The organism is Ancylobacter sonchi (assembly GCF_018390695.1).
Classification (GTDB): Bacteria; Pseudomonadota; Alphaproteobacteria; order Rhizobiales; family Xanthobacteraceae; genus Ancylobacter; species Ancylobacter sonchi.
The window spans coordinates 184635-208270 of record NZ_JAHBGF010000016.1 but is presented as its reverse complement, the minus strand read 5'-3'; the positions used below and the strand labels follow the sequence as shown (position 1 = coordinate 208270).

22 protein-coding genes are annotated in these 23636 nt (G+C 69.4%); 13 read left to right on the top strand and 9 right to left on the bottom strand.

Annotated features, from left to right (window positions below):
- The first annotated feature begins 232 nt into the window (after positions 1-232).
- Positions 233-1888, top strand: a complete 1656-nt coding sequence (locus tag KHC28_RS08325) for an arylsulfatase (RefSeq protein ID WP_214008176.1) — start codon at positions 233-235, stop codon at positions 1886-1888.
- A 255-nt stretch (positions 1889-2143) separates the two neighbouring features.
- Positions 2144-3028 (top strand): dihydrodipicolinate synthase family protein, encoded by an 885-nt coding sequence (locus KHC28_RS08320; protein WP_312893134.1) that lies wholly within the window; start codon positions 2144-2146, stop codon positions 3026-3028.
- Positions 3029-3055: 27 nt separating this feature from the next.
- Here KHC28_RS08320 and KHC28_RS08315 read toward each other — a convergent pair whose 3' ends face one another.
- Both KHC28_RS08315 and KHC28_RS08310 read right to left on the bottom strand, forming a co-directional pair.
- Complete coding sequence (locus KHC28_RS08315; RefSeq protein ID WP_214008175.1) at positions 3056-3631, bottom strand: sugar O-acetyltransferase; 576 nt, start codon at positions 3629-3631, stop codon at positions 3056-3058.
- A 188-nt stretch (positions 3632-3819) separates the two neighbouring features.
- Positions 3820-4464, bottom strand: a complete 645-nt coding sequence (locus KHC28_RS08310) for a glutathione S-transferase (protein WP_246564575.1) — start codon at positions 4462-4464, stop codon at positions 3820-3822.
- A 438-nt stretch (positions 4465-4902) separates the two neighbouring features.
- Between KHC28_RS08310 and KHC28_RS08305 the strand changes: the two genes are divergently transcribed.
- Positions 4903-6174 carry a polyhydroxyalkanoate depolymerase gene (locus KHC28_RS08305; RefSeq protein ID WP_214007867.1) on the top strand — a complete coding sequence of 424 codons (1272 nt, stop codon included), beginning with the start codon at positions 4903-4905 and terminating at the stop codon, positions 6172-6174.
- 86 nt (positions 6175-6260) lie between these two features.
- Positions 6261-7343: a bifunctional transcriptional activator/DNA repair enzyme AdaA gene (locus tag KHC28_RS08300; protein WP_214007866.1), complete on the top strand. Its 1083-nt coding sequence runs from the start codon at positions 6261-6263 to the stop codon at positions 7341-7343.
- A gap of 408 nt (positions 7344-7751) precedes the next feature.
- On the opposite strand, the gene hemH is transcribed toward KHC28_RS08300, so the two are convergent.
- The 5 genes from hemH to KHC28_RS08275 form a co-directional block, all read right to left on the bottom strand.
- Positions 7752-8819 carry a ferrochelatase gene (gene hemH / locus KHC28_RS08295; protein ID WP_214007865.1) on the bottom strand — a complete coding sequence of 356 codons (1068 nt, stop codon included), beginning with the start codon at positions 8817-8819 and terminating at the stop codon, positions 7752-7754.
- Between the two features lie 161 nt (positions 8820-8980).
- The gene (locus tag KHC28_RS08290; protein WP_214007864.1) at positions 8981-9685 is read right to left on the bottom strand and encodes a glutathione S-transferase N-terminal domain-containing protein; all 705 of its coding nucleotides are present in this window, start codon (positions 9683-9685) and stop codon (positions 8981-8983) included.
- A gap of 146 nt (positions 9686-9831) precedes the next feature.
- A complete protein-coding gene (locus KHC28_RS08285; RefSeq protein ID WP_214007863.1) occupies positions 9832-11259 on the bottom strand; it encodes a homospermidine synthase in 1428 nt (475 codons plus the stop codon).
- Positions 11260-11598: 339 nt separating this feature from the next.
- Entirely contained in the window at positions 11599-12240 is a 642-nt protein-coding gene (locus tag KHC28_RS08280; RefSeq protein WP_214007862.1) for a GNAT family N-acetyltransferase, read from the bottom strand.
- Positions 12241-12467: 227 nt separating this feature from the next.
- A complete protein-coding gene (locus KHC28_RS08275) occupies positions 12468-13598 on the bottom strand; it encodes a type III PLP-dependent enzyme (protein WP_214007861.1) in 1131 nt (376 codons plus the stop codon).
- Positions 13599-14239: 641 nt separating this feature from the next.
- Here KHC28_RS08275 and KHC28_RS08270 point away from each other — a divergent pair.
- Entirely contained in the window at positions 14240-14647 is a 408-nt protein-coding gene (locus KHC28_RS08270; RefSeq protein WP_214007860.1) for an SRPBCC family protein, read from the top strand.
- Between the two features lie 36 nt (positions 14648-14683).
- On the opposite strand, the gene KHC28_RS08265 is transcribed toward KHC28_RS08270, so the two are convergent.
- Positions 14684-14923 carry a hypothetical protein gene (locus KHC28_RS08265; protein WP_214007859.1) on the bottom strand — a complete coding sequence of 80 codons (240 nt, stop codon included), beginning with the start codon at positions 14921-14923 and terminating at the stop codon, positions 14684-14686.
- A 142-nt stretch (positions 14924-15065) separates the two neighbouring features.
- Here KHC28_RS08265 and KHC28_RS08260 point away from each other — a divergent pair, with 142 nt between their 5' ends.
- From KHC28_RS08260 to KHC28_RS08230, 7 genes are all read left to right on the top strand, one after another.
- Complete coding sequence (locus tag KHC28_RS08260; protein ID WP_214007858.1) at positions 15066-16688, top strand: gamma-glutamyltransferase family protein; 1623 nt, start codon at positions 15066-15068, stop codon at positions 16686-16688.
- Between the two features lie 117 nt (positions 16689-16805).
- On the top strand, positions 16806-17945 hold the full coding sequence (locus KHC28_RS08255) for an alpha-D-ribose 1-methylphosphonate 5-triphosphate diphosphatase (RefSeq protein WP_214007857.1): 1140 nt from the start codon (positions 16806-16808) through the stop codon (positions 17943-17945).
- Between the two features lie 43 nt (positions 17946-17988).
- Positions 17989-18792, top strand: a complete 804-nt coding sequence (locus KHC28_RS08250) for a DUF1045 domain-containing protein (protein ID WP_214007856.1) — start codon at positions 17989-17991, stop codon at positions 18790-18792.
- A gap of 3 nt (positions 18793-18795) precedes the next feature.
- Entirely contained in the window at positions 18796-19410 is a 615-nt protein-coding gene (locus tag KHC28_RS08245; protein WP_214007855.1) for a DapH/DapD/GlmU-related protein, read from the top strand.
- 113 nt (positions 19411-19523) lie between these two features.
- A complete protein-coding gene (sppA, locus tag KHC28_RS08240) occupies positions 19524-20486 on the top strand; it encodes a signal peptide peptidase SppA (RefSeq protein WP_246564514.1) in 963 nt (320 codons plus the stop codon).
- Between the two features lie 84 nt (positions 20487-20570).
- Positions 20571-20864, top strand: a complete 294-nt coding sequence (gene ihfB, locus KHC28_RS08235; RefSeq protein WP_213353364.1) for an integration host factor subunit beta — start codon at positions 20571-20573, stop codon at positions 20862-20864.
- 27 nt (positions 20865-20891) lie between these two features.
- Positions 20892-21281 (top strand): lipopolysaccharide assembly protein LapA domain-containing protein, encoded by a 390-nt coding sequence (locus tag KHC28_RS08230; protein ID WP_312893133.1) that lies wholly within the window; start codon positions 20892-20894, stop codon positions 21279-21281.
- A 494-nt stretch (positions 21282-21775) separates the two neighbouring features.
- On the opposite strand, the gene KHC28_RS08225 is transcribed toward KHC28_RS08230, so the two are convergent.
- A complete protein-coding gene (locus KHC28_RS08225) occupies positions 21776-22192 on the bottom strand; it encodes an Ohr family peroxiredoxin (RefSeq protein ID WP_214007853.1) in 417 nt (138 codons plus the stop codon).
- Between the two features lie 328 nt (positions 22193-22520).
- Between KHC28_RS08225 and KHC28_RS08220 the strand changes: the two genes are divergently transcribed.
- Positions 22521-23432: a TIGR01459 family HAD-type hydrolase gene (locus KHC28_RS08220; protein WP_214007852.1), complete on the top strand. Its 912-nt coding sequence runs from the start codon at positions 22521-22523 to the stop codon at positions 23430-23432.
- Positions 23433-23636 lie beyond the last annotated feature (204 nt).

Sequence of the window (23636 nt, the reverse complement as noted above, 5' to 3'; positions counted from 1 at the left end):
AAAATGACGTTATGCTTCGGATTTAAGCGAATAATTCGTGAATTTACTCGTGGAAAGTGGTAGATAAGTGCGCCCCTCGTCGAGGCATCGTCGGCGGAAGCTCGTAAAGGAATAGAATAATCAAGACTTCCGCCCTTCAGGGAGCGGAAATATGAACGTATTGGCAAGACGATTCGTCGGACTTCTCGGTGCCGCCACGGCATTGACGGCGGCGGCCGCAATCGTTTCGGGAATGCCGCCGGCGCAGGCGCAACAGCCTCCCGCCCGGCCGAACATCCTGTTCATCATGGGCGACGACATCGGCTGGATGCAGCCGGGGATCTACCATCGCGGCCTGATGGTCGGCGAGACGCCGAACATCGACCGCATCGGCCGCGAAGGCGCGGTGTTTACCGATTACTATGCCGAGCAGAGCTGCACCGCCGGGCGCAACGCCTTCTTCACCGGCATGCATCCGCTGCGTACCGGCATGATTCCGCCGCAGCTGCCGGGCAGCCCCTCCTATCTGCGGCCGGGCACGCCGGCGCTGGCGAAGTTCCTGCACGATCTCGGCTATTCCACCGGCGAGTTCGGCAAGAACCATCTCGGCGACCATACCGACGCGCTGCCGACCGCGCACGGCTTCCAGGAGTTCTGGGGCTATCTCTACCATCTCGACGCCATGCAGGGCGTGAGCTTCCCCGACATCAACGCGACGCCGACGCAGCAGACGGTGGCGCCGCCCTGCCGCAACACGCCGGTGCCCGGCCTTGCCGACCCGGCCGGCGCCGTGGACCCCAAGACCACCATCTGCCTGACGCCGCCGCGCCCGGTGCTCTCCTGCACCTCGTCGGACGGTACCTCGGCCAATCAGACCTGCAAGGATGAAGGGCCGCTGACGCTGGAGCGCTCCAAGACCGTGGACGAGGAAATCTCCGCCAAGGTCATCGACTTCCTCGACCGCAACGACCCGCAGAAAACCAGCAAGCCGTTCTTCGTCTGGTACAACCCGGCGCGGATGCACATCACCACCGTGCTGTCCGACAAGTATATGGGCATGGTGGGCGAGCCCGGCGGCAAGGACTGGGGCGTCAACGAAGCCGGCATGAAGCAGATGGACGACAATATCGGCCTCGTCCTGCAGAAGCTTCAGGAGATGGGCGAGCTCGACAACACGATCGTCGTCTTCACCACCGACAACGGCGCCGAGACCATCACCTTCCCTGATGGCGGCACCACGCCCTTCAAGGGCGGCAAGCTGTCGACCTGGGAAGGCGGCATGCGGGCGCCGCTGGTGGTGCGCTGGCCCGGGCATATCGCGCCCGGCACGCTGAAGACGCAGATGTTCGCGTCGCTCGACTGGCTGCCGACGCTGGTCGATATCGCCGGCGGCGACAAGGGCAACGCGCTAAAAGCGCGGATCGAGCAGGGCAACTATCCCGGCATCGTCAAGACCACGCTCGATGGCGTGAACCAGCGGGCCTATCTCGAAGGTTCGTCGGAAAAATCGGCCCGCGACACCTTCTTCTACTATTCCGGCAAGGATCCCTCGGCGGTCCGTTACAAGAACTGGAAGATGTATTTCGCCATGGTGTCGGACGCGCCGGCCGGCTTCATCAGCGGCGTGATGCCCTATCACTGGACGCAGGTGGTCAACATCAAGCGCGACCCATTCGAGACCTCGATCGGCGAGCAGATCAAGACGCTGTTCGGCATGGGCGGCGCCCTCGCCGGCCCGGTGACGGCCTATGTCTATGACTGGAACCTGCTGCCGATCGGCCAGGCGCTGTGGTTGCGGGAACTGGAGACCTATATCGACTATCCGCCGCTGCAGGATCCGGCCAGCTACAATCTCGAACAGGTTGTCCAGCAGGTGCGGCAGATGCGGAACAGCCGCCCCGGCGAGTAGCGGCGGGTGCGGTAGCAGGGCGGGCGCACGACGCCCGCCCCCGGGACATTGCGGGACAGCGGCCGGCGCTGCGGCTGCCGGCGCCTTGCCCGAATGAGCACGATCGCTCCCGAACGGACCGGGGAGGCAGCAGGCATCGATGAGGCGGACAGGCCTGGCCGCCGCGCGCGCGAGCGGCGGGCGGCGGGCGGCGGCGGTCGGGTGGGTGTAGAGTTGTCCGTCGAGTTCTGTGTCGAGCCATATGAGGAGCCTTTCGTGGAGCTGTTTCGCGGCCTATCCGCCTTTTCGCTGACGCCGACCGACGCGGAGGGCCGCGTCGAGGCCGAGCTGCTCGGCCGCCTGCTCGAGCGCCTGGTGGCGGCCGGGGTGGATTCGATCGGCCTGCTCGGCAGCACCGGCGGCTATGCCTTTCTCTCGCTCGACCAGCGCAAGCGCGCGCTCCGGGCGGCGGTGGAGGCGGTGGATGGCCGGGTGCCGCTGATCGTCGGCGTCGGCACGCTGCGCACCGACGATGCGCTGTCGCTCGCCCGCGACGCGCGCGAGGCCGGGGCCGACGGGCTGCTGCTGGCGCCGATGTCCTACACGCCGCTGACCGGCGAGGAGGTGTTCCAGCACTTCGTCGCGGTGACGCAGGCCGGCGAGCGGCCGCTGTGCATCTACAACAATCCCGGCACCACCAAATTCACCTTCAGCGACGAGCTGATCGTGCGGCTGGCGGGCGTGCCCGACATCGCCGCCGTGAAGATGCCGCTGCCTGCCGATGGCGACTTCGCCGGCGAGATGGCCCGGCTGCGCGCCCGCACGCCGGCGGATTTCACCATCGGCTATAGCGGCGACTGGGGGGCGGCGGAGGCGCTGCTGGCCGGCGGCGACGCCTGGTACAGCGTGGCGGCCGGGCTGCTGCCCGAGCCGGCGCTGAAGCTGACGCGGGCGGCGCAGGCCGGTGACGCGGCGGAGGTGCGCCGCCTCGACGCCGCCTTCCAGCCGCTCTGGCAGCTGTTCAAGGAGTTCGGCAGCTTTCGGGTGATGTATGTGATCGCCGAACTGCTCGGCCTCGCCCGGCTACAGCCGCCGCGGCCGATCCTGCCGCTCGCCGGCGAGGTGCGGGCCCGCGTCGAGGCGGCCCTGCGGCCGCTTTGATCGGCGCGGGCGGCGTGCGGCCGTCCGTTACGCGGCGTCCGCCGTCGACGCCGGGCCTTGAACCCGCGCCGGGTTGCCGAGCGCCTTGGCGCCGGCCGGCACGTCCTTCGTCACCACCGCGCCGGCGCCGATCAGCGCGTCGTCGCCAATGGTGATGCCGGGCAGGATGATCGCGCCGGCACCGATCCACACATTACGCCCGATAGTCACCGGCCGGCCGAATTCGAGCCCGCCGCGCCGCTCGGCCGGATCGCGCGGATGGTCGGCGGTGAGGATCTGCACGCCCGGCCCGATCTGGGTGCCGTCGCCGATGCGCACCTCGACGACGTCGAGGATGACGCAGTTGAAGTTCAGGAACACCCCGGCGCCGAGCCGGATGTTGAAGCCGTAGTCGCAATGGAAGGGCGGGCGCACCACCGTGCCGGCGCCGACCTTGCCAAGCCGCTGGCGCAGCAACTCGCCGCGCGCCGCCTCGGACAGGCCGAGCGAGGCGTTGTAGCGCGCCATCCAGGCGAAGGCGGCGGCGGCGCAGGCCTGAATCTCCGGGTCGGCGGCGCGATACAGCTCGCCGGCCAGCATCTTCTCGAATTCGCTCGGGGGCATGGTGTCGTCGTAAAGCTTGAACGCGGGCAGCGCCATCGGGATCGTCCATCGTGAAGCTGCCCGATTAGCGGAGATCCGGTCAGCCCGGAAGCGCCGCCGCCATCACGTTTGGCGACGCTCTGAATCGTGGGGATGATGGGGATGGCCGGCGGATTTTCTCACCTCCGCCGCGATCCGGGCGCCGGGGGTCAGAACTCGACGTCGAGTTCCTCCATCTCGTCCGGTTCCTCGCGCGCCGCCGCGCTCCATTCCTGCATGGCGGGAAAGGCCAGCATGGTGGCGCAATAGCCGGCGCTGAGCGGATCGAGCGGCACGTCATAGGTGGTGAAGCGCGAGCACACCGGGGCGTACATCGCGTCCGCCATCGTCGGGGCGGCGCCGAACAGATAGGGCCCGCCATAGGCGCCGAGGCATTCGTTCCAGATGGCGACGATGCGGGCGATGTCGGCCTGCGCCCCGGTCCACACCTTGAAGCCGGGATGATGCGCCTTGATGTTCATCGGCAGCGCCGAGCGCAGATTGGCGAAGCCGGAATGCATCTCGCCGCTGATCGAGCGGCAATGCGCGCGGGCGGCCCGATCCTTGGGCAGCAGGCCGGCTTCTGGCGCGATTTCATGCAGGTATTCGCCGATGGCGAGGGTGTCCCAGATGCGCAGCCCGTCATGGTCGAGCCGGGGCACCAGGAAGGAGGAGGACTGCAGCAGCAGCTCGGCGCGGATCGAGGGATCGTCGGCGGAAACCCGCGCCTCGGCGAAATCCAGCCCGGCCATGCGGCACAGCAGGAAGCCGCGCAGCGACCATGAGGAATAGTTCTTGCTACTGATGGTGAGCAAGGTCTTCGGGCGGCGGGTGGAGCGTTTGGTGGATTCGAGGCTGGACGAGGCCGCTGTGCCGGCGGGCGACACGCTTTCCGGGGTCTTTCCGGCGGCTGCCTTACCGGTGGGTTTCCTGCCGGTCGGGGCTTTCGCCGGCCGCTCGGCGCCTGCCGGCTCGGGGACGGTCGGAGGCGAGGCGCGGCGTTTCGGGGCAGGCATGGCGGATGGTCCTGTGATTAAGCCGGAGGGCTTGGGCCAAAGGAGCTTGGGCGATCCGGATGTAATCATAACTCGTGCCATCGCGAATGACGCGCGCGATCTGCCGCACGGTCAACGCCGTTCGTCGTATCGTGCCCGACGTCGCTTTGCTCTAGCGTGTCCTTTGGACCGGGTCGGGGCGCCTCGCCCCGCGATATTCCCAGCCGCTCCGCCGTGCCGTCCGGGAGCCCGCCGCGCATGATCTACGCCGCCTACCAGGCCCAGGCCGATCTGCTCGATCCGCTACGCACCATGGCGCGGCTGTCGCGCCGCATGATCGAGACCACCATGGGCGGGGGCGCTCTGCCCGGCCTGTCGCTGCCGGGATTGGCGGCGCCGGGATTCGCGGGATTCGGCGCCGGGGCGATGATGCGCAACATGGTCGCGGCGCTGGAGATGTTCGAGCGCTTCAGCCTGAGCCACCAGCGCCCGGCCTTCGGCATCGACACGGTGAGCGTCGGCAACCGCGAGGTCGAGGTGACCGAGGAGGTGGTCGCGCGCCTGCCCTTCGGTTCGCTGCTGCATTTCAAGAAGGACACCGACCAGCCGCAGCCGCGCATCCTGGTGGTGGCGCCGCTCTCCGGCCATTTCGCCACCCTGCTGCACGGCACGGTTAAGACGCTGCTGCCGGAGAACGACGTCTACATCACCGACTGGCACAATGCCCGCGACGTGCCGCTGGAGGCCGGGCGGTTCGGCTTCGACGACTATGTCGAGCACGTCATCCGCTTCCTGGAGATCGTCGGCCCCGGCGCGCACGCGCTCGCCGTGTGCCAGCCCTGCGTGCAGGTGCTGGTGGCCGCCGCGGTGATGGGCCGCGACGCCAACCCGGCGACGCCGCATTCCATCACCCTGATGGCCGGGCCGGTCGACACCCGCATCAGCCCGACCAAGGTGAACGAGCTCGCCATATCGAAGCCGCTCGACTGGTTCGAGAGCAATCTCATCGCCACCGTGCCGCCGGGCTTTGCCGGCTCGGGCCGCAAGGTCTATCCCGGCTTCGTGCAGGTCGGCGCCTTCATGGCGATGAACATGGACCGGCATGTGAAGGCGCATGTCGAGCTGTTCGAGAACCTCGCCATGGGCGAGCACGAGAAGGCGACGACCGCCAAGACCTTCTACGACGAGTATTTCGCCGTGCTCGACCTCGCCGCCGAGTTCTACCTGGAGACCATCCGCATCGTGTTCCAGGAGCACGAGCTGCCGCGCGGCGTGCTGACCTATCGCGGCGAGCCGGTCGATTTGCGCGCCATCCGCCGCACCGCGCTGCTCACCGTGGAGGGCGAGCGCGACGACATCTGCGCCGTCGGCCAGACGGTGGCGGCGCAGGACCTGTGCACCAGCCTGCGCCCGCACCAGCGGCGCCACCACATGCAGGCCGGCGTCGGCCATTACGGCGTGTTCTCCGGCCGCCGCTGGCAGAGCCAGGTCTATCCGCTGGTGCGCGGCCACATATTGGCGGCGGACTGAACGCGGGGGGCGGCGCGGTGGGCTGCGATTGAAATAGACGCCCGATTTGCGGCGGCGGCCCCGGCGCGGGCTGCTAGACTGATCGCATGCTGTTCGATCTCCCAGGTCTCAACCTGCCCGATCACCCGACGCTCTACCGCGCGCTTCTCGATCGCGACGAGAGCTATGAGGGGCGCGCCTTCGTCTGCGTCGCCACCACCGGCGTGTTCTGCCGGCTGACCTGCCCGGCCCGCAAGCCGCTCGCCGAGAATTGCAGCTTCCACGCCACCATCGGCGAATGCATCGAGGCGGGCTTCCGCCCCTGCAAGCGCTGCCACCCTCTCCGGCCGGCCGCTGAGGCCGACCCGATCATCGCCGCGCTCCTGAAGGCGCTGGACGAGCGGCCGGAGCGGCGCTGGAGCGAGGGCGACGTCGCGCGCATGGGCTTCGACCTCTCCACCGTGCGGCGCAGCTTCAAGCGGCATTTCGGCATGACCTTCATCGAGATGGCTCGCCAGCGCCGGCTGCGCGAGGGCTTCGAGACGCTGGCGCTGGGCGGCTCGGTGATCGCCGCGCAGCAGGAGGCCGGCTTCTCCTCGCCGAGCGCCTTCCGCGCCGCTTTCGCCAAGCTGATCGGCCGCGCGCCGGGCGAGCTCACCGGGCGCGGCCTGTTGCTCGCCGACTGGATCGCCACCCCGATCGGCGACATGATCGCGCTGGCGAGCGCCTCGCAGCTGCACCTCCTCGAATTCGTCGACCGCAAGGCGCTGCCGACCGAGCTCGGCAAGCTCTCCGCGCTCGCCAAGGGCGAGATCGGCATCGGCACCTACGCGCCGACCGAGCAGATCCGCGCCGAGCTCGGGCGATTCTTCGCCGGCGAATCGGCGGAATTCTCCACCCCGCTCGCCCAGCACGGCAGCGCCTTCACCCGCGCGGTATGGGCCGAGCTGCGGCAGATCCCGCCGGGCGAGACGCGCTCTTATGGCGAGATCGCCCGCCATATCGGCCAGCCGGCGGCGGTGCGCGCGGTGGCGCGGGCGAACGGCGCCAACCAGCTGGCCTTGATCATTCCCTGCCACCGGGTGATCGGCGCCGACGGCTCGCTCACCGGTTATGGCGGCGGGCTGTGGCGCAAGCAGAAGCTATTGGAGATCGAGCGGCAATATGCCCGCGCCGCGCCGGCGGCGTGAGGGGGAAGCTGGGTGAGGGGCCTTGCTCTCCCTCCATACCGGCTTCGCTCCCTCTCCCCGCATCGAACTCGGTTGTTGCCGAGTTCGATGTTGCTGCTGACCGAACCCGGCAACAGCCGAGTTCGGTGGAGAGGGTTGGGGCGAGGGGTCTTCGACGCCTCCCGATGGTGTCTCCCCTCACCGACCCGCTGCGTGGGCCACCTCCCCCCAATGGGGAGAGGTAAGTAAGCCAGTCTCATCCGGCGCGGCGACTGTGGTCTCTCGAATGACCGGAAGCCGGCTCGTCAGCGCGGACGACCGAAAGGTCGATCCGGAATCCGCCGGCGCTCCGCGGACGATTCCGGCTCGTCGCTACGCTCCGGCCGCGGTGACGTGGATCGGGGAATCCCGGCCGCCGGAATTCGGCCTTCACCCCAGGTCCACCCAGCCGGCGAGCTCGCGGCGGATCACCGCCTCCAGCACGTCAAGGCCCGGCTCTGAATCGTTCAGGCACGGGATGAAGTGGAATTGCTCGCCGCCATTATGGTGGAAGATCTCGGCATTCTCGCCGGCGATCTCCTCCAGCGTCTCCAGGCAATCGGCGACGAAGCCGGGGGTGATCACCGCGAGCCGCTTCACGCCGGATTTCGCCAGCGCCTCGACCGTCTTGTCGGTGTAGGGCTGCAACCATTCCGCCTTGCCGAAGCGGGACTGGAAGGTGAGCTTCAGCTTCTCCTCCGGCCAGCCGAGCTTCTCGCGCACCAGCCGGGCGGTCTGGTAGCAATAGCAGTGATACGGGTCGCCCTTCTCGAAATATTCCTTCGGGATGCCGTGGAAGGAGGCGAGCACCAGCTCCGGTTCCCAGTCGAGCGAGGCGAGCGACGAGGTGATCGAATTGGCCAGCGCCTCGATATAGACCGGCTCGTCCGGCCAGGGCGGGGCGACACGCAGCACCGGCTGCCAGCGCATCTTCTTCAGCGCGTCGAAGGCGGCGTCGCATACGGTGGCGGAGGTTGCCGCGGCATATTGCGGATAGAGCGGCACCAGGAGGATGCGGTCGCAGCCCCGGTCCTTCAGCGCCTCGATACGGGAGGCGATGGACGGGTTGCCGTAGCGCATCGCCCAGTCGAAGACGAGGCGCGCATCCTTGGCCGCGAGCCGCTCGCTGAGCTTGTCCGACTGCGCGCGGGTGATGGTGCGCAGCGGGCCCTCGTTGCGCTCCTTGTTCCAGACCGTCTCGTAATCCTTGCCCTTGGCCTGCGGGCGCTTCGACAGGATGATCACGTTGAGCAGGAACCACCACAAGACGCGGTTCACCTCGATGACGCGCGGATCGGAGAGGAACTCGCCGAGATAGCGCCGCATCGACCAGTAATCGGTACCATCCGGCGTGCCAAGATTGACGATGAGCACGCCGATCTTGCCGGATTTCACCGGCGGATGGTCCTTGGGCAGCTGCGCGCTGGCGGTGCCCGGCGGCGTCACGGTCTGGTTCATCAGGCGTCCTTGCGGGTCCTTGTCGAGTGTTGGGCAGATCCTGGGCGGGTCGTTGTCGCTCCCGCCCGCTTATAGGTGAAATGAGCGGGGCTGCCACCACGCCGGGGCCGGCGTGGCGGCGTGTCACATCCGGGCGCGGGGCACCGGATCGGCTGGCGGCGTCACGGGCGCGGCGGGATCTCCAGCCCGCGCTGCACCGCCGGGCGGGCGAGGCCGCGCTCCAGCCAGGCCGGCACGTTCTTCAGTTCGTCATAGGCGACCAGCTCGCCGGCACCGTAGAAGCCGATGAGGTTGCGCACCCAGCCGAGCGAGGCGATGTCGGCGATGGTGTAGTCGTCGCCCATGATCCAGTCGCGGCCCTCGAGCCGGGTCTCCAGCACGCGGATGAGCCGGGCGCTCTCCTTGGCGTAGCGCTCGCGCGGGCGCTTGTCCTCATAGGCGGCGCCGGCGAACTTATGGAAGAAGCCGAGCTGGCCGAACATCGGCCCGAGCCCGCCCATCTGCCACATCACCCACTGGACGGCCTCGTAGCGGCCGGCGGCATCGGTGGGGAGGAACTTGCCGGTCTTCTCGGCGAGATAGAGCAGGATGGCGCCGGATTCGAACAGCGCCAGCGGCTGGCCGCCGGGACCGTTGGGATCGAGGATCGCCGGGATCTTGCCATTGGGGTTGAGCGACAGGAACTCGGGCGTCCAGCTCTCGTCCTTGCCGATATTGATGGTGTGCGCCTCATAGGGCAGGCCGGTTTCTTCCAGCATGATCGACACCTTCACCCCGTTGGGGGTGGGCAGCGAGTAGAGCTGGAGGCGGTCGGGGTGCTTGGCGGGCCAGCGGGCGGTGATCGGGAAGGCCGAGAGATCGGTCACGTGAGGCTCCGGTTCGGGACGGGATATCGGAGCCTTACTTATGTACGCGGCGGGCGGATGCCAGCCGGGCGCGGACGCCCTGCCGAACGAAAATGGCCGGGACGCGGCCCGGCCATTTCCTCATTCCTCGCCCGTGCGGAAAACCCTCACCGCACCAGGATGTTGCGGAACTGCCAGGGATCGCTGGCGTCGATGTCCTCGGGGAACAGGCCGGGGCGGCCGTCGAGCGGCGTCCAGTCGGTGTAGTAGCCCTTCAAGGTGCCGAGATAGGGCCGCTGGATTTCCAGGCAGCGCCTGTAGTCCATCTCGTCGGTCTCGACGATGCCGGCGTCCGGGTTCTCCATCGCCCACACCATGCCGGCGAGCACGGCGGAGGTCACCTGCAGGCCGGTGGCGGTCTGGTAGGGCGCGAGGTCGCGGGCTTCCTCGATGGTGAGCTGGGAGCCGTACCAGTAGGCGTTCCTGGCATGGCCGAACAGCAGCACGCCGAGCTCGTCGCGGCCGTCGACGATCTCGTGCTCGCTGAGGATGGTCCACTCGTCCTGGAACTTGCCCTCATTGCCGAGCATCTCGTGCCACGACAGCACCGCGTCGTTGCAGGGGTGATAGGCGTAGTGGCAGGTCGGGCGGTAGGTGACGCCCGCGCCCTCGCGCACCGTGAGATAGTCGGCGATCGAGATCGACTCGTTATGCGTCACCAGGAAGCCATGCTGGGCGCCCAGCGAGGGGCACCAGGTGCGCACCTTGGTGGCGGCGCCGGCCTGCATCAGGTAGATCGCCGCGCCGGAGCCCTGATTGTGCGAGCGGGCGGTCTCCGGCTGCCACTTCTCATGCGTGCCCCAGCCGAGCTCGGCCGGCTGCAGGCCCTCGGAGACGAAGCCCTCCACCGACCAGGTGTTGATGAAATGGCCGAAGGGGCGGGGATCGGCGGCGCGCTGGGTGTCGCGCTCGGCGATGTGGATGCCCTTGACGCCGAGCGTCTGGGCGAGCGCCGCCCAGCCCTCGCGCGAGGTCGGCTCCTCGAAGGCGATGCCGGTGTCGGTGGCGATGTCGACCAGCGCCTGCTTGACGAACCACGACACCATGCCGGGATTGGCGCCGCAGCAGGAGACCGCGGTCGGCCCGCCCGGATTGGCGCGCTTGGCCTTCAGCATGCTCTCGCGCAGCGCGTAGTTGGAGCGGCTCGCCGGGGTGGCGTCCTTGTCGAAATAGAAGCCGAGCCACGGCTCCACCACGGTGTCGATGTAGAGCGCGCCCAGCTCGCGGGCGAGCGTCATGATGTCGACCGAGCCGGTGTCGACCGACAGGTTGATGACGAAGCCGCGCCCGCCGGTGCTGAGCAGCGGCACGAGGACGTCGCGGTAGTTCTCCCGGGTGATCGACTGCTGGACGAAGGTGATGCCACGCTCGTCGAGCAGATGGCGGTTGTCGTCCTTGGGATCGATGACGGTGAGACGGTCCTTGTCGAAGTCGAAATGCCGCTCCAGCAGCGGCAGGGTACCACGCCCGATCGAGCCGAAGCCGATCATCACGATGGGACCGTCGATTTTTCCATAGACCGGCCAGACCGACATTCTCAGGGGAACTCCTTTGGTTGCCTCAATACTTTGCAGGTGCGGGGCACCATGGTGGGGCGGGGGGGCGGCGTCAATAGCGGCGCCGCACGGGACAAGCGAGCCTGCCGCGCCTTTGACGACGCGCGCATGACATCGCGACGAGGGGGAAGGCGGACGCCGCCCCGGGGGACCGCAGGCAGGCGGTCTCCGCACCGGGGCGGCGCCGGAACATGTCACGCACGGGACCGGCCGCGTGGCAACACCACAGGGCCGGCCGGCGGGACATGCTTAACCCGTCGAACCGAAAACGCCTCCCTGCCGGCCGGGACCTTAGCCCGAGGGGAAGGCGCTCATGCCTCAGGCCGAACGTTTCATCTCGGCGGGCACGGATTCGCGGGCAATCAGCTCGCTGAGGCTGGGGGCGGCGAGGAATTCGCCGGTCGGGCTGACCAGGCCGCGCGCGCCCTTCAGCGCGCCGGACTTCAGTTCGAGGCCGAGGAAGCGCGAACGCTCGAAGGCGCCGGGCAGCCACAGTCCCTCGGTGAGCGCCACCTCGAAACCGAAGCGGGCATAGTAGGGCGCGTCGCCGACCAGGAGGATGGCGCCGTGGCCGAGACGGGTCGCCTCGCAGATCGCGGTGACCATCATCGCCTTGCCGAGGCCACGGTCGCGGAACCACGGATGCACCGCCAGCGGGCCGAGCAGCAGCGCGGGACGCGACGGGCCGGCCGTGACGTGCCACAGGCGCAGCGTGCCGACCACCCGGCCGTCGGCGCCATGGGCGGCGAAGGCGAGGCCGTCCGCCGGCTTGCGACCCTCGCGCAGGCGCTCCGAGGTCTTGCCGAAGCGGGCGGCGCGGCCGAACGCCAGGTCGAGCAGCGCCTCGCGCTGGGCGATATCGGCCGGGCGCTCCAGCGAGATCGCGGGCGCGGGACCGGTGAAATCGACCGGGGCGGTGACAGCGGCGGCGGCGGTGAACTCGGTGACGGCACGTTCCATTGACGGCCTCCAACACCCGGTTCTCCCGGGCAAAGAGGTGAAAAGGAATTGTGAAAGTCCGGTGCGGCGGGGTTGTTCCGCTGCGGCGGCTTGGTTCCGCCCGACACGAGGCCCGGATGGGGATCCGGGACGCTCCCGTCGCCGCGACCGATTGCGGCCGGCGCGGCAGACGTCGCGACCGGACGAGCCGGCCGCGGGGAGCGCTTTCTGAGCCGGCTCGCGCCGCCTCAGATCACGTAGGAGCGCAGCGGATCGAAGCCGTTGAACGCCACCGCCGAATAGGTGGTGGTGTAGGCGCCGGTGGCCTCGATCAGCACCTTGTCGCCGATGGCGAGCGAGATCGGCAGCTCGATCGGGGTCTTCTCGTAGAGCACATCAGCCGAATCGCAGGTCGGGCCGGCCAGCACGCAGGGCTCGGTCGCGTCGCCGTCCCGCTCGGTGCGGATCGGGTAGCGGATCGCCTCGTCCATCGTCTCGGCGAGGCCGCCGAACTTGCCGATGTCGAGATAGACCCAGCGCATGGTGTCGGTCTCGGACTTCTTCGAGATCAGCACCACCTCGGCCTCGATCAGGCCGGCGGCGCCGACCATGCCGCGACCCGGCTCGATGATGGTCTGCGGGATGGCGTTGCCGAAGTGACGCGACAGGGCGCAGAAGATCGCCTCGCCATACGCCTCGGCGGCCGGGACGTCCTGCAGGTACTTAGTCGGGAAACCACCGCCGAGATTGACCAGCGACAGGGTGAAGCCACGCTCGGCGCATTCGGCGAAGATCGACGAGGCGGAGGCGAGAGCGGCGTCCCACGCTTCGACGTTCTTCTGCTGCGAGCCGACATGGAAGGAGACGCCATGCGCCTCCAGCCCGAGGCGATGGGCGTGCTCGAGCACGTCGACGGCCATTTCCGGCTCGCAGCCGAACTTGCGCGACAGCGGCCATTCGGCGCCGGCGCCGTCGCACAGGATGCGGCAGAACACCTTGGAACCGGCGGCGACGCGGGCGACCTTCTCCACCTCGGCCTGGCAGTCGACCGAGAACAGGCGCACGCCCAGCTCGAAGGCGCGGGCGATGTCGCGCTCCTTCTTGATGGTGTTGCCATAGGAGATGCGGTCCGGCGTGGCGCCGGCGGCGAGCGCCATCTGGATCTCGGCGACCGAGGCGCAATCGAAGCAGGAGCCCAGCTCGGCGAGCAGGCCGAGGACTTCCGGCGCCGGGTTGGCCTTCACCGCGTAGAAGACGCGGGTATCCGGCAGCGCGCGGGCGAAGGCGCCATAATTGGCGCGCACGACGTCGAGATCGACGACGACGCAGGGACCTTCCTCACGTCGGTTGCGGAGGAACTCGCGAATACGGTCGGTCATGGCGCTCTCCCAGTGACCCGAAGCTTCGACCCATGGAGACGATCCCTCGCCCGCGCGGCGTCATTGAGCCGCGTCGGTGGCGAGAATGCGCCTCCGTTCGCCGGCCGCACGGTTTTTGCCGTTTGGCCGGATGAAATGGAGCCGTGGCACGGACACGTTCGCGAGCGCATGTGGAGAGCGCTCTCGTTCGGCCGATGCCTTCGCTTGGTACGGGAGACCCGACCGCACGCCCGGCAAGAAGTAGTGCCTCTTCAGTTTCCCGACCTTTGGAGGGCCGACAGAGACCAAAAAAGCCCGCTACGTCGTTGCTTCAAGTCACGTTCCCAGCTGAGAGCTGAGTGCGCCGGTTTCGCCTCCGGCTACCGATCTGACTGGCGACTTTCCGGCCTCTTGTCCGGACTTCCGCCGATCGGCACGCGACCACAGGCACGTGCGAATATTGGGCGAGGCGTGATGTAGGGACATTCGCCGTCACATGCAAGCGGGTTTTGCAGATTTTTGCCGGCGCGCCCGCCTGCGGCGCGAAAGCCGAGCGGTTTCAATTCGTTGCGAAACGAAGCGTCGCCTTCCACGCGTGCGGCCTTGCCAGGCGGAGGCGGATGTGTTCCGGTTCCGTTCGGATCCGCATCCGGAGGACGGCCATGTCGCCTCGGCCCGCCCTGCATATCGGCGTCGGCATTGCGCGCCCCTATGAAGAGGTGCGCGGCTTTCTTTCGGAGCCGGCGAACTTCGCGCTGTGGGCGGAAGGTCTCGGCGCGGGGATGGTGCCGCTGGGCGGCGCCGATTGGCAGGTGGAGGCGCCGCTCGGGCCGATGCGGGTGCGCTTCACGCCGCCGAACGCGTATGGCGTGCTCGACCACACGCTGATTCCCGAGCGGGGCGCGCCGATGCACAATCCGATGCGGGTGGTCGCCAATGGCGACGGCTGCGAGGTGATCTTCACGCTTTACCAGCGGGACGGCATGGACGCGGCGGAATTCGCCGCCGATGCCGACTGGGTGCGGCGCGATCTCGCGCGGCTGAAGGCGCTGATGGAAGGCGGGGCGTGATCCCCGAGCCCCGGCGGAAGCGGGGCCGGCCGGAATTCAGCCCTCGACGAAGGGCTCGACGCTCTTGGCCTTCACGATGAAGCGGTAGATGCCGTAGATGGCGAGCAGGCCGAAGACGCCCTCGAAGATCAGCTCCGTCACCCAGCCGGCATTGAACAGGGCGGCGACCGCCCAGCCGGCGGCGAGGCCGGCGCCGATCAGTTCCGCGCCCAGCAGAATGGCGGCGCTCACCACCGTGCTGACATGGTCCCAGCGGATGCGACGGCCCGTGCTCATCAGTCTTCCCAGTCCTGTCTAGCTCTGTCTTAGCTGCGTCTTCTTGCCTTAATCGGCGGCGCGCAACCTGCTATGCCCGGGCGCGCGGGTCAAGTCGCCCCACGGGAGCGTGATTCGCGGCGTGAATTCGGGAGGGCAGCAGATGGACCGCTTCGCCGCACATGAGAGCCGCCACGGCGGGCGCGGGGTGATCGCGGCGCCGCACCGCCTCGCCGCGCTCGCCGGCCGCGCCGTGCTGGAGGAGGGCGGCAACGCCGTGGAGGCGATGCTGGCCGCTGCTGCCACCATCGCCGTGGTCTATCCGCACATGAACCAATTGGGCGGCGACGGCTTCTGGCTGATCCGCGGCCCGTCCGGCCGGGTCGCCTATATCGAGGCCGCCGGCTATGCGGGTGCCGGGGCGACGCGCGCCTTCTACCGCGACGCCGGCTACGACGCCGTGCCGACGCGCGGCCCGCTCGCCGCGCTCACCGTGCCCGGCCAGATCGGCGGCTGGATGCTGGCCATGGAGATGGCGAAGGGGCTCGGCGGCCGCATGCCGCTGAAGCGGCTGCTGGAGGACGCCATCCACCATGCCCGCGCCGGCTATCCGGTCTCGGCCTCGCAGGAACGGCTGACGGCCGAGAAGCTCGCCGAGCTGAAGGACGTGCCGGGCTTCGCGAAGGCCTATCTCGCCGATGGAGGCAAGGATGGTGGCAAGCCGCCTGCCGAGGGGACGACGCAGCGCGTCGTGCGGCTCGCCGACACGCTGGAGCAGCTAGCCGGCGCCGGGCTCGCCGATTATTACCGCGGCGATGTCGGGCGCGAGCTCGCCGCCGATCTGGAGCGCGCCGGCTCGCCGGTGACGCGCGCCGACCTCGAATCCTATCGCGCGATGGAGCGCAAACCGCTTGCCGCGACGCTGCGCGGCATGAAGCTGTGGGGCTCGCCGCCGCCGACGCAGGGACTGGCCAGCCTGATGATCCTCGGCGTGTTCGACCAGCTCGGCGTCGCCGAGCCGGAAGGCTTCGCCCATATTCACGGTCTCGTCGAGGCGACCAAGCGCGCCTTCCTGGTGCGCGACCGCGTGGTGACCGACCATGACCGGCTGACCGTCGCCCTGGCGTCCTTCCTCACGGCGGCGGCGCTGGAGCGCGAGGCGGCGGCGATCGATAGGCGCCGCGCCGCGCCGTGGCCGCAAAAGGCGGCGCGCGGCGACACGGTGTGGCTGGGCGCGACCGACAAGAGCGGCATCTCGGTGTCCTACATCCAGTCGATCTACTGGGAGTTCGGCTCGGGGCTGGTGTCGCCCTCGACCGGGATTCTCCTGCAGAATCGCGGCGCCTCCTTCTCGCTCGACCCCAAGGCGGCGAACCCGCTGGAGCCGGGCCGCCGGCCGTTCCACACGCTGAACCCCTGCATGGCCGAGCTGCCGGACGGGCGGTTCGTCGCCTTCGGCTCGATGGGCGGCGAAGGCCAGCCGCAGACCAATGCGGCGGTGATGAGCCGCTACGGTATGTTCGGCGTGCCGCTCGGCCAGGCGGTGGCACGGCCGCGCTGGCTGCTCGGCCGCACCTGGGGCGACGACACCATCGGGCTCCGGGTCGAGGGCGCGTTCGATTCGCGCGTCGCCGACGACCTTTTGCGCGCCGGCCACGAGCTGAGCGCGCTGCCGGAGGATTTCAGCGACACGATGGGCCATGCCGGGGCGGTGGTGCTGCATCCGAAGGGGCAGGTCGAGGGCACGCACGACCCGCGCTCCGACGGCGACGCCGAGGCGGTGTGACGCGCGGCGCGGGAGGGTGAGAGCGGACGACGCAGTGCAGACGACGCAGTGCTTGCGTGAAAAGCGTTTCGCGCGGGTTCATCGAATGGTCACGGCAACATGCGAGACGCGCGGCCCATGGAAACGATTCTCACCAATGCCCGACTCGTTCTCGACGAGGCCGTCGTCGAGGGCACGCTGGTCGTCGAGGGCGGCGACATCCGCGCCGTCGACGAGGGCCGCTCGCACCTGCCGCAGGCGGTCGACCTCGCCGGCGCCTATCTGGCGCCCGGCCTGATCGACCTGCACACCGACGCGCTGGAGGGCCATTTCGTGCCGCGCCCGAAGGTGATCTGGCCGGACGCCCGCGCCGCCGCGCTGGCGCATGACGCGCAGATGGCCGGCTCCGGCGTCACCACCGTGTTCGACGCCATCTGCGCCGGCGGCTTCGACCAGTCCAAGGCCGACCGCCGGGCGCTGTACACGGTGATGCTCGACGCCGTCGACGAGGGGATGGCGCGCGGCATGTTCCGCGTCGAGCACCGGCTGCATCTGCGCTGCGAACTCACCGACCCGACGCTGGAGGCGCTGGTGGCGCAGGCCGAGGGGCGGCCGAGCCTGTCGCTGGCCTCGCTGATGGACCACACGCCCGGCGCGCGGCAATGGCGCAATGTCGAGCACCTGAAGACCTATCTCTCCGGCATCGGCAAGACCGCCGAGGAGATGGATCGCGAACTGGGCGAGCGCGCCGCGCGCGGCCGGGCGGCGGTGCCGGGCAATTTCGCCCGCATGGTCGATCTGTTCGCCGGTTCCGGCATCGTGCTGGCCAGCCATGACGACACCACGCCGGAACATGTCGCCGACGCCAAGGCGGCCGGCTGCACCATCTCCGAATTCCCCACCACGCCGGAAGCCGCGCAGGCGGCGCGGGCGGCCGGGCTCGCCACCATCGGCGGCGCGCCGAACGCGGTGCGTGGCGGCTCGCATTCCGGCGGCGTGTCGATGCGGGCGCTGGCGGCCGAGGGGCTGATCGACGCGCTCGCCTCCGACTATGTGCCGGCGAGCCTGCTGCAGGCCGCGCTGGCGCTGACCCGCGACCCCGGCCTGACGCTGCCGGCGGCGCTGGCGCTGGTCTCCTCCCGGCCGGCGGCGCTGGCCGGGCTCGCCGACCGCGGCCGGCTGGAGCCGGGCCTGCGGGCCGACCTGATGATCTTCGACGTGATCGACGACACGCCGGTGGTGAGGGAAGTGTTCCTCGCCGGCCGGCGCATCTTCTGAACGACGGGACTTCGCGCAGGCGAAGCTGTTCTCGGGAGGACGCATGACGACGATACTGAATGATATCCGGCCGGCCGATGCCGGGCGCATCGACACCCTGGCCGTCGAGCCGGCGGAGCCCCGCCGGTCGGAGACCCGGCCGAGCGACCCGCGCTACGCCATCTATTTCGCCCCGCCGGCCAAGAGCCCGCTCTGGCGCTTCGGCTCCTCGGTGATCGGCTATGACGCCGAGACCGGGCGGGAGGCGCCGCTGCCGGCGCTGTCGCGCTTCACGCCGGAGCGTTGGCGGGACCTCACCGCCGAGCCGCGCCGCTATGGTTTCCACGGCACGCTGAAGGCGCCGTTCCGCCTCGCGCCCGACAAGGACGAGGCGGGCCTGCGCGCGGTGTGCGCCCGCTTCGCCGCCGACCGGGCGAGCTTCGCCTGCGCCGGGGTGATGCTGGCCTCGATCGGCCGCTTCTTCGCGCTGAAGACGGTGTCGACCTGCTCGGCGCTGAACCGGCTCGCCGCCGGCGCGGTGGCGGCCTTCGACGATTTCCGCGCCCCGATGACCGAGGCGGAGCGCGAGCGCCGGCTGCGCGCGCCGCTGACCGAGCGGCAGAAGGACTATCTCGGGCGCTGGGGCTATCCCTATGTGCTCGACGATTTCCGCTTCCACATGACGCTGACCGGCCCGCTCGACGACGCCGACCGCGTCGCCGCCGAGGAGGAGCTGGCCCAGCTCTTCGCGCAGAGCGGCGCCGACGGGCCGCTGATCGTCGGCGGCATCGCGCTGTACCGCCAGGACGGGCGGCCGGATGGCGGCGAGCGCTTCCGGCTGATCGAACGCTATGCCTTCGGGAGCTGAGGCGTGACCAAACTGGGACCGGCGCCTCTCGTCGACGCCACCGCCGAGCTGCACGCCTCGCGGCTCGGCCGCTACACCGAAATCGGCGAGCGCACCCGGCTCGTCGAGGTCGAGCTCGGCGACTATTCCTATGTGGTGAACGACAGCGACATCGCCTACGCCACCATCGGCAAGTTCACCTCCATCGCCGCGATGACCCGCATCAATCCCGGCAACCACCCGATGGAGCGGGCCAGCCAGTCGCATTTCACCTATCGCGCCGGCGACTATTTCGACGGCGCGGCGAATGAGGAAAGCTTCTTCGATCGCCGCCGGGCGCAATGGGTGACGATCGGCCACGATGTCTGGATCGGCCACGGCGCCATCGTGCTGCCCGGCCGAAGCATAGGCGACGGCGCGGTGGTGGCGGCCGGCGCGGTGGTCACCAAGGACGTGCCGCCCTACACCATCGTCGGCGGCAATCCGGCGCGGCCGATCCGTGCCCGCTTCGCCGCCGGGATCGGCGACCGGCTGCAGGCGCTCGGCTGGTGGCACTGGGGGCACACGCGGCTGCATGCCGCGCTGGAGGATTTCCGCACGCTGGCGGTCGAGGCGTTCCTGGAGAAGCACGGCGGCTGAACGCAGCCTCCTGTCGCGTTTCTGCCTGCTGCCTTGCGCGCGCCGAACTTGAGCCCTACGTCAGAGGCGCATTTTCATGACGGAGCGGCCCGGAACCGATGCTCGGCACTGCGATGGACGTCGATTCCCTGATCGAGCGCCGGCGGCTGCGTCGCAAGCTCACCTTCTGGCGGGTGGCGGTGCTCTTGGTGCTCGCCGCCGGCGCCGCACTGGCGGCGTTTTGGTGGAGCGATGGCGGATTCACCCCGCGCTCGGCGCCGCATGTGGCGCGGGTGAGCATTGGCGGCATCATCCGTAACGACCGCGAGCGGCTGGAGATGTTCGACGACATCGCCCGCTCCGGCGCCCGCGCGGTGATCATCGCCATCGACAGCCCCGGCGGCACCGTGGTCGGCTCGCAACAGCTTTATGACGGGCTGCGCCGCCTCGCCGGCAAGCTGCCGGTGGTGGCGGTGGTCGACGGCATGGCTGCCTCCGGCGCCTATATCGCCGCCATGGGCGCCGACCATATCGTGGCGCCGCGCAACGCCATGGTCGGCTCGATCGGGGTGATCTTCCAATACCCGAACTTCACCGACCTGATGAAGACGGTGGGCGTCGCCTACGAGACCATCAAGTCGAGCCCGCTCAAGGCGGTGCCGAACGGTTTCGAGCCGACCAGCCCGGAAGCGCGGGCGGCGGTGATGTCGCTGGTCACCGACAGCTATGACTGGTTCCGCGGCCTGGTTTCCGAGCGACGGGCGATCTCCGGCGACAAGCTGAACCTCGTCGCCGACGGCCGGGTATTCACCGCGCATCAGGGCCTGCCGCTCAACCTGGTTGACGAGCTCGGCGACGAGCGCACCGCCCGCGCCTATCTGGCGCGCGAGCGCAACGTGGCCGAGACTCTGCCGGTGCGGGTGTGGCGCACCGGGCGTTCCAGCGAGGAATTCGGCTGGCTCAAGGCGGCCAGCGCGCGGCTCATGGGGCTGTTCGGGCTCGACGACGTCGCGACCCTGCTGATCGGCCCGGCTTTCGACGCCGCGGCGCAGTCTCGCCTTGACGGTCTCTTGGCCCTCTGGCACCCTCGCGATTAGGCTTTGGGGGGAGCCAACAGTTTCGAGAATAAAGTGTTTTCGGATTTACGACGAGCCGAAGACGAAAAAGGGGCCGGGGCGTCGATGATCAAGTCGGAACTAGTCCAGCGTATCGCGGAAGCCAATCCGCATCTCTATCAGCGCGACGTCGAGAACATCGTGAATGCGATCCTCGACGAGATCGTTGGCGCGCTCGCCCGGGGTGACCGGGTGGAATTGCGCGGCTTCGGCGCCTTCTCGGTAAAGGCGCGCCCGGCGCGCACCGGGCGCAACCCGCGCACCGGCGCGCATGTGGCGGTCGACGGCAAGGCCGTGCCCTATTTCAAGACCGGCAAGGAGATGCGCGAGCGCCTGAACGGCGGCGTGGATCTCGAATAGCCGGCCTGAGCAAGCGGGAGTGAAGGCGTGCTGTTGCGTCGCATCCTAACCATCGTGCTGATCCTGCCGGTCTCCATCGGCCTCATCATGCTGGCGGTGGCAAACCGTCATCCGGTGACGCTGGTGCTGGATCCCTTTGCCGGTGCCTTGTCGGCGGAGCTGCCGCTCTTCGTGGTGGTGCTGGCGAGCCTCGTCATCGGCGTGGTGCTGGGCGGGGTCGCGGTGTGGCTGCGGCAGGGCCGTTATCGCCGGGCGGCGCGCAGCGCCGGCCGCGAGGCGCGCCGGGCCAATGCGCAGGTGGACAGCCTGCGCGCGGCGATGTCGGAGCGCGCGCCGCGCGTTCCGCTGGCGCCGGGCGGTGCCATGGGCCCGATCGGCCCGGCGGCGCTGCCCGACCATCGGCGCGACGCGGCCTAGGCCGCTTTCGGCGGCGCGCGTCGAACTGCGCCGGCCAGCGTGCGGCAGTGTGGTTGACCGGGCCGTTTGCCCGGGAACCCGCGCTGGCCGCGATGTCGCCTGCGTTTACTTGTGCACGTGCTCGCGGCAACCGGCGTGGGTCGGCTCCGGCCGACGACGATGCGTACCGGAATGCCCGTCGGCGACAATGTCGTGAAGGGGGCGGGTGCTTGCCGGCCGGCGAGGGAGCCCTGCCTTCGGGCCGCCTTTCTCGTGAAAGCCTCTTGCCCGCGGCGTTGCCGGGACGTGCGACGGGCGCGCCTGCCGATGGGCGAACGCTTCCTACCCCGAGCGGCGGATCGTCGCGCGGGACGCTCGCCTGACTCCGCGTCTGCGGTTGGCGTCCCCGAACTCGCGCCTTCCGAACCGCGCTCCCGGGAACGGCGACGCCGATATGGCGGGACAGGCGGGTACCGGCCCGGCGTGAAACCGGGCCGACACGTCCGCCTGCGGCGTCACTCCACCGCCAGCTCGACCGGGATATTGCCGCGCGTCGCCTTGGAATAGGGGCACATCTGGTGCGCCGCCTCGATCACTTCCTGCGCCTGCTCCTTGGTCAGCGCCGGCGCCTTGAGGGTGAGCTTCACCGCCAGGCTGAAGCCGGTGTCGCTCTTCTGCAGCGAGGCGGCCACCGTCACCGAGGCGTCGGAGACGTCGAGCTTCTTCTGCCCGCCGACCGCTTCCACCGCCGAGCCGAAGCAGGCGGCATAGCCGGTGGCGAACAGGTGCTCCGGCGTGGTCTTGCCCGGCTCCAGCACGCCATTCTTCGGCATGCCGAGATCGACGGACACCGAGCCGTCGCTGGTGGCGGAATGGCCGTGGCGGCCGCCCTTGGCGGTGGCGGTGCCGGTGAAGAGCGTGGTCGCGGTCATCAGGTGCTCCTTGGCTTGCGAATGTCGGGCTTGCGAATGTCGGACTTGCGGATGTCGCCGATCATCGACGGGCGGGATGAACATAGGGCGACGGTGCCGGCCGGCAACGCCATAAAGCCGCCAGCGCGCCATCGTGCGCGTGCGAAGCGGCAAGCCGGGCCGCGTTGTGAGCGCGTGGTCATGGGCGAGCTTGGCCGGGAGCGGCGCTGCCGCAGCGGGAGGCAGCCATGCCGCCGCCGGCCTTGTGCCGAGGCGGCCGGCATGGCACTTGCTGGCCCAACTTCGTCGCCCTTCCCGTTCCGATCCGCCCGCCGAGGTCGCCCCGCCCATGTCGTCTGTGCCGTCTTCGTCTGCGCCGTCTGCGTCCATCTCCGCCGCCGCGATCCCGGTGCTGCCCTTCGCCGAGCTGGCGCCGCGCTACGACGTGATCCTGTGCGACGTCTGGGGCGTGCTGCACAACGGCGCCAACGCCTTCGCCGCCGCCTCGGACGCGTTGATCCGGGCCCGCGCCGCCGGCGGCACGGTCATCCTCGTCTCCAACGCGCCGCGGCCGAACGCCGATGTCGGCGTGATCCTCGACCGCTTCGGGGTCCCCCGCACCGCCTATGACGCCATCGTCACCTCCGGCGACGTCACCACCGGGCTGCTGCGCGCGCGTGGCGCCGGCAAGGTGTGGCATCTCGGACCGGAGCGCGACCTCGGCATCTACCAGGGCGCCGGCGTCGGGCTGGTGGAGATGGAGGCCTCCGAGCTGGTGGTCTGCACCGGGCTGTTCGACGACACCACCGAGACCCCCGAGACCTATCGCGACACGCTGGCGGCGATGAAGGCACGCGATCTCACCATGATCTGCGCCAATCCCGACATCGTGGTGGAGCGCGGCGGCGAGCTGATCTGGTGCGCCGGCGCGCTCGCCGAGGCCTATCAGGCGATCGGCGGCGAGGCGATCTGGTGCGGCAAGCCGCACCGGCCGATCTACGAGGCCGCCTTCGCCAAGGCGGCGGAACTTCGCGGCGCGCCGGCGGAGCCGAACCGCTTCCTCGCCATTGGCGACGCGCTGCGCACCGACCTCGCCGGCGCGCTCGGGGTAGGCATCGACTGCCTGTTCATCGCCGGCGGCATCCATGCCGGCGAATTGGGGCTGGAGCGCTCCGGCACCATCGACCCGAAGGCGCTCGCCCGGCTGATCGAGGACGGGCCGGGCCGGCCGGTCGCCGCCGCGCCGCAGCTGGTCTGGTAGCCGCGCCACGGCCGGGCTTTGTCGACCCGATCGAGCGGAGCCGAACCCGCCGGCCTGATTTGACCGACCCTAGGCGCAACCTGTCGAGGCGATAGCTTATTCGTATCGGCGCGCCGGTTTCGCGGGGCGCGGAAAGCGGCTAGGGGTGTGCCGTTGACGTGCCGGCCGCGCCTCTCCAGTTTGCGCGCGATCCGTGACGCAGGT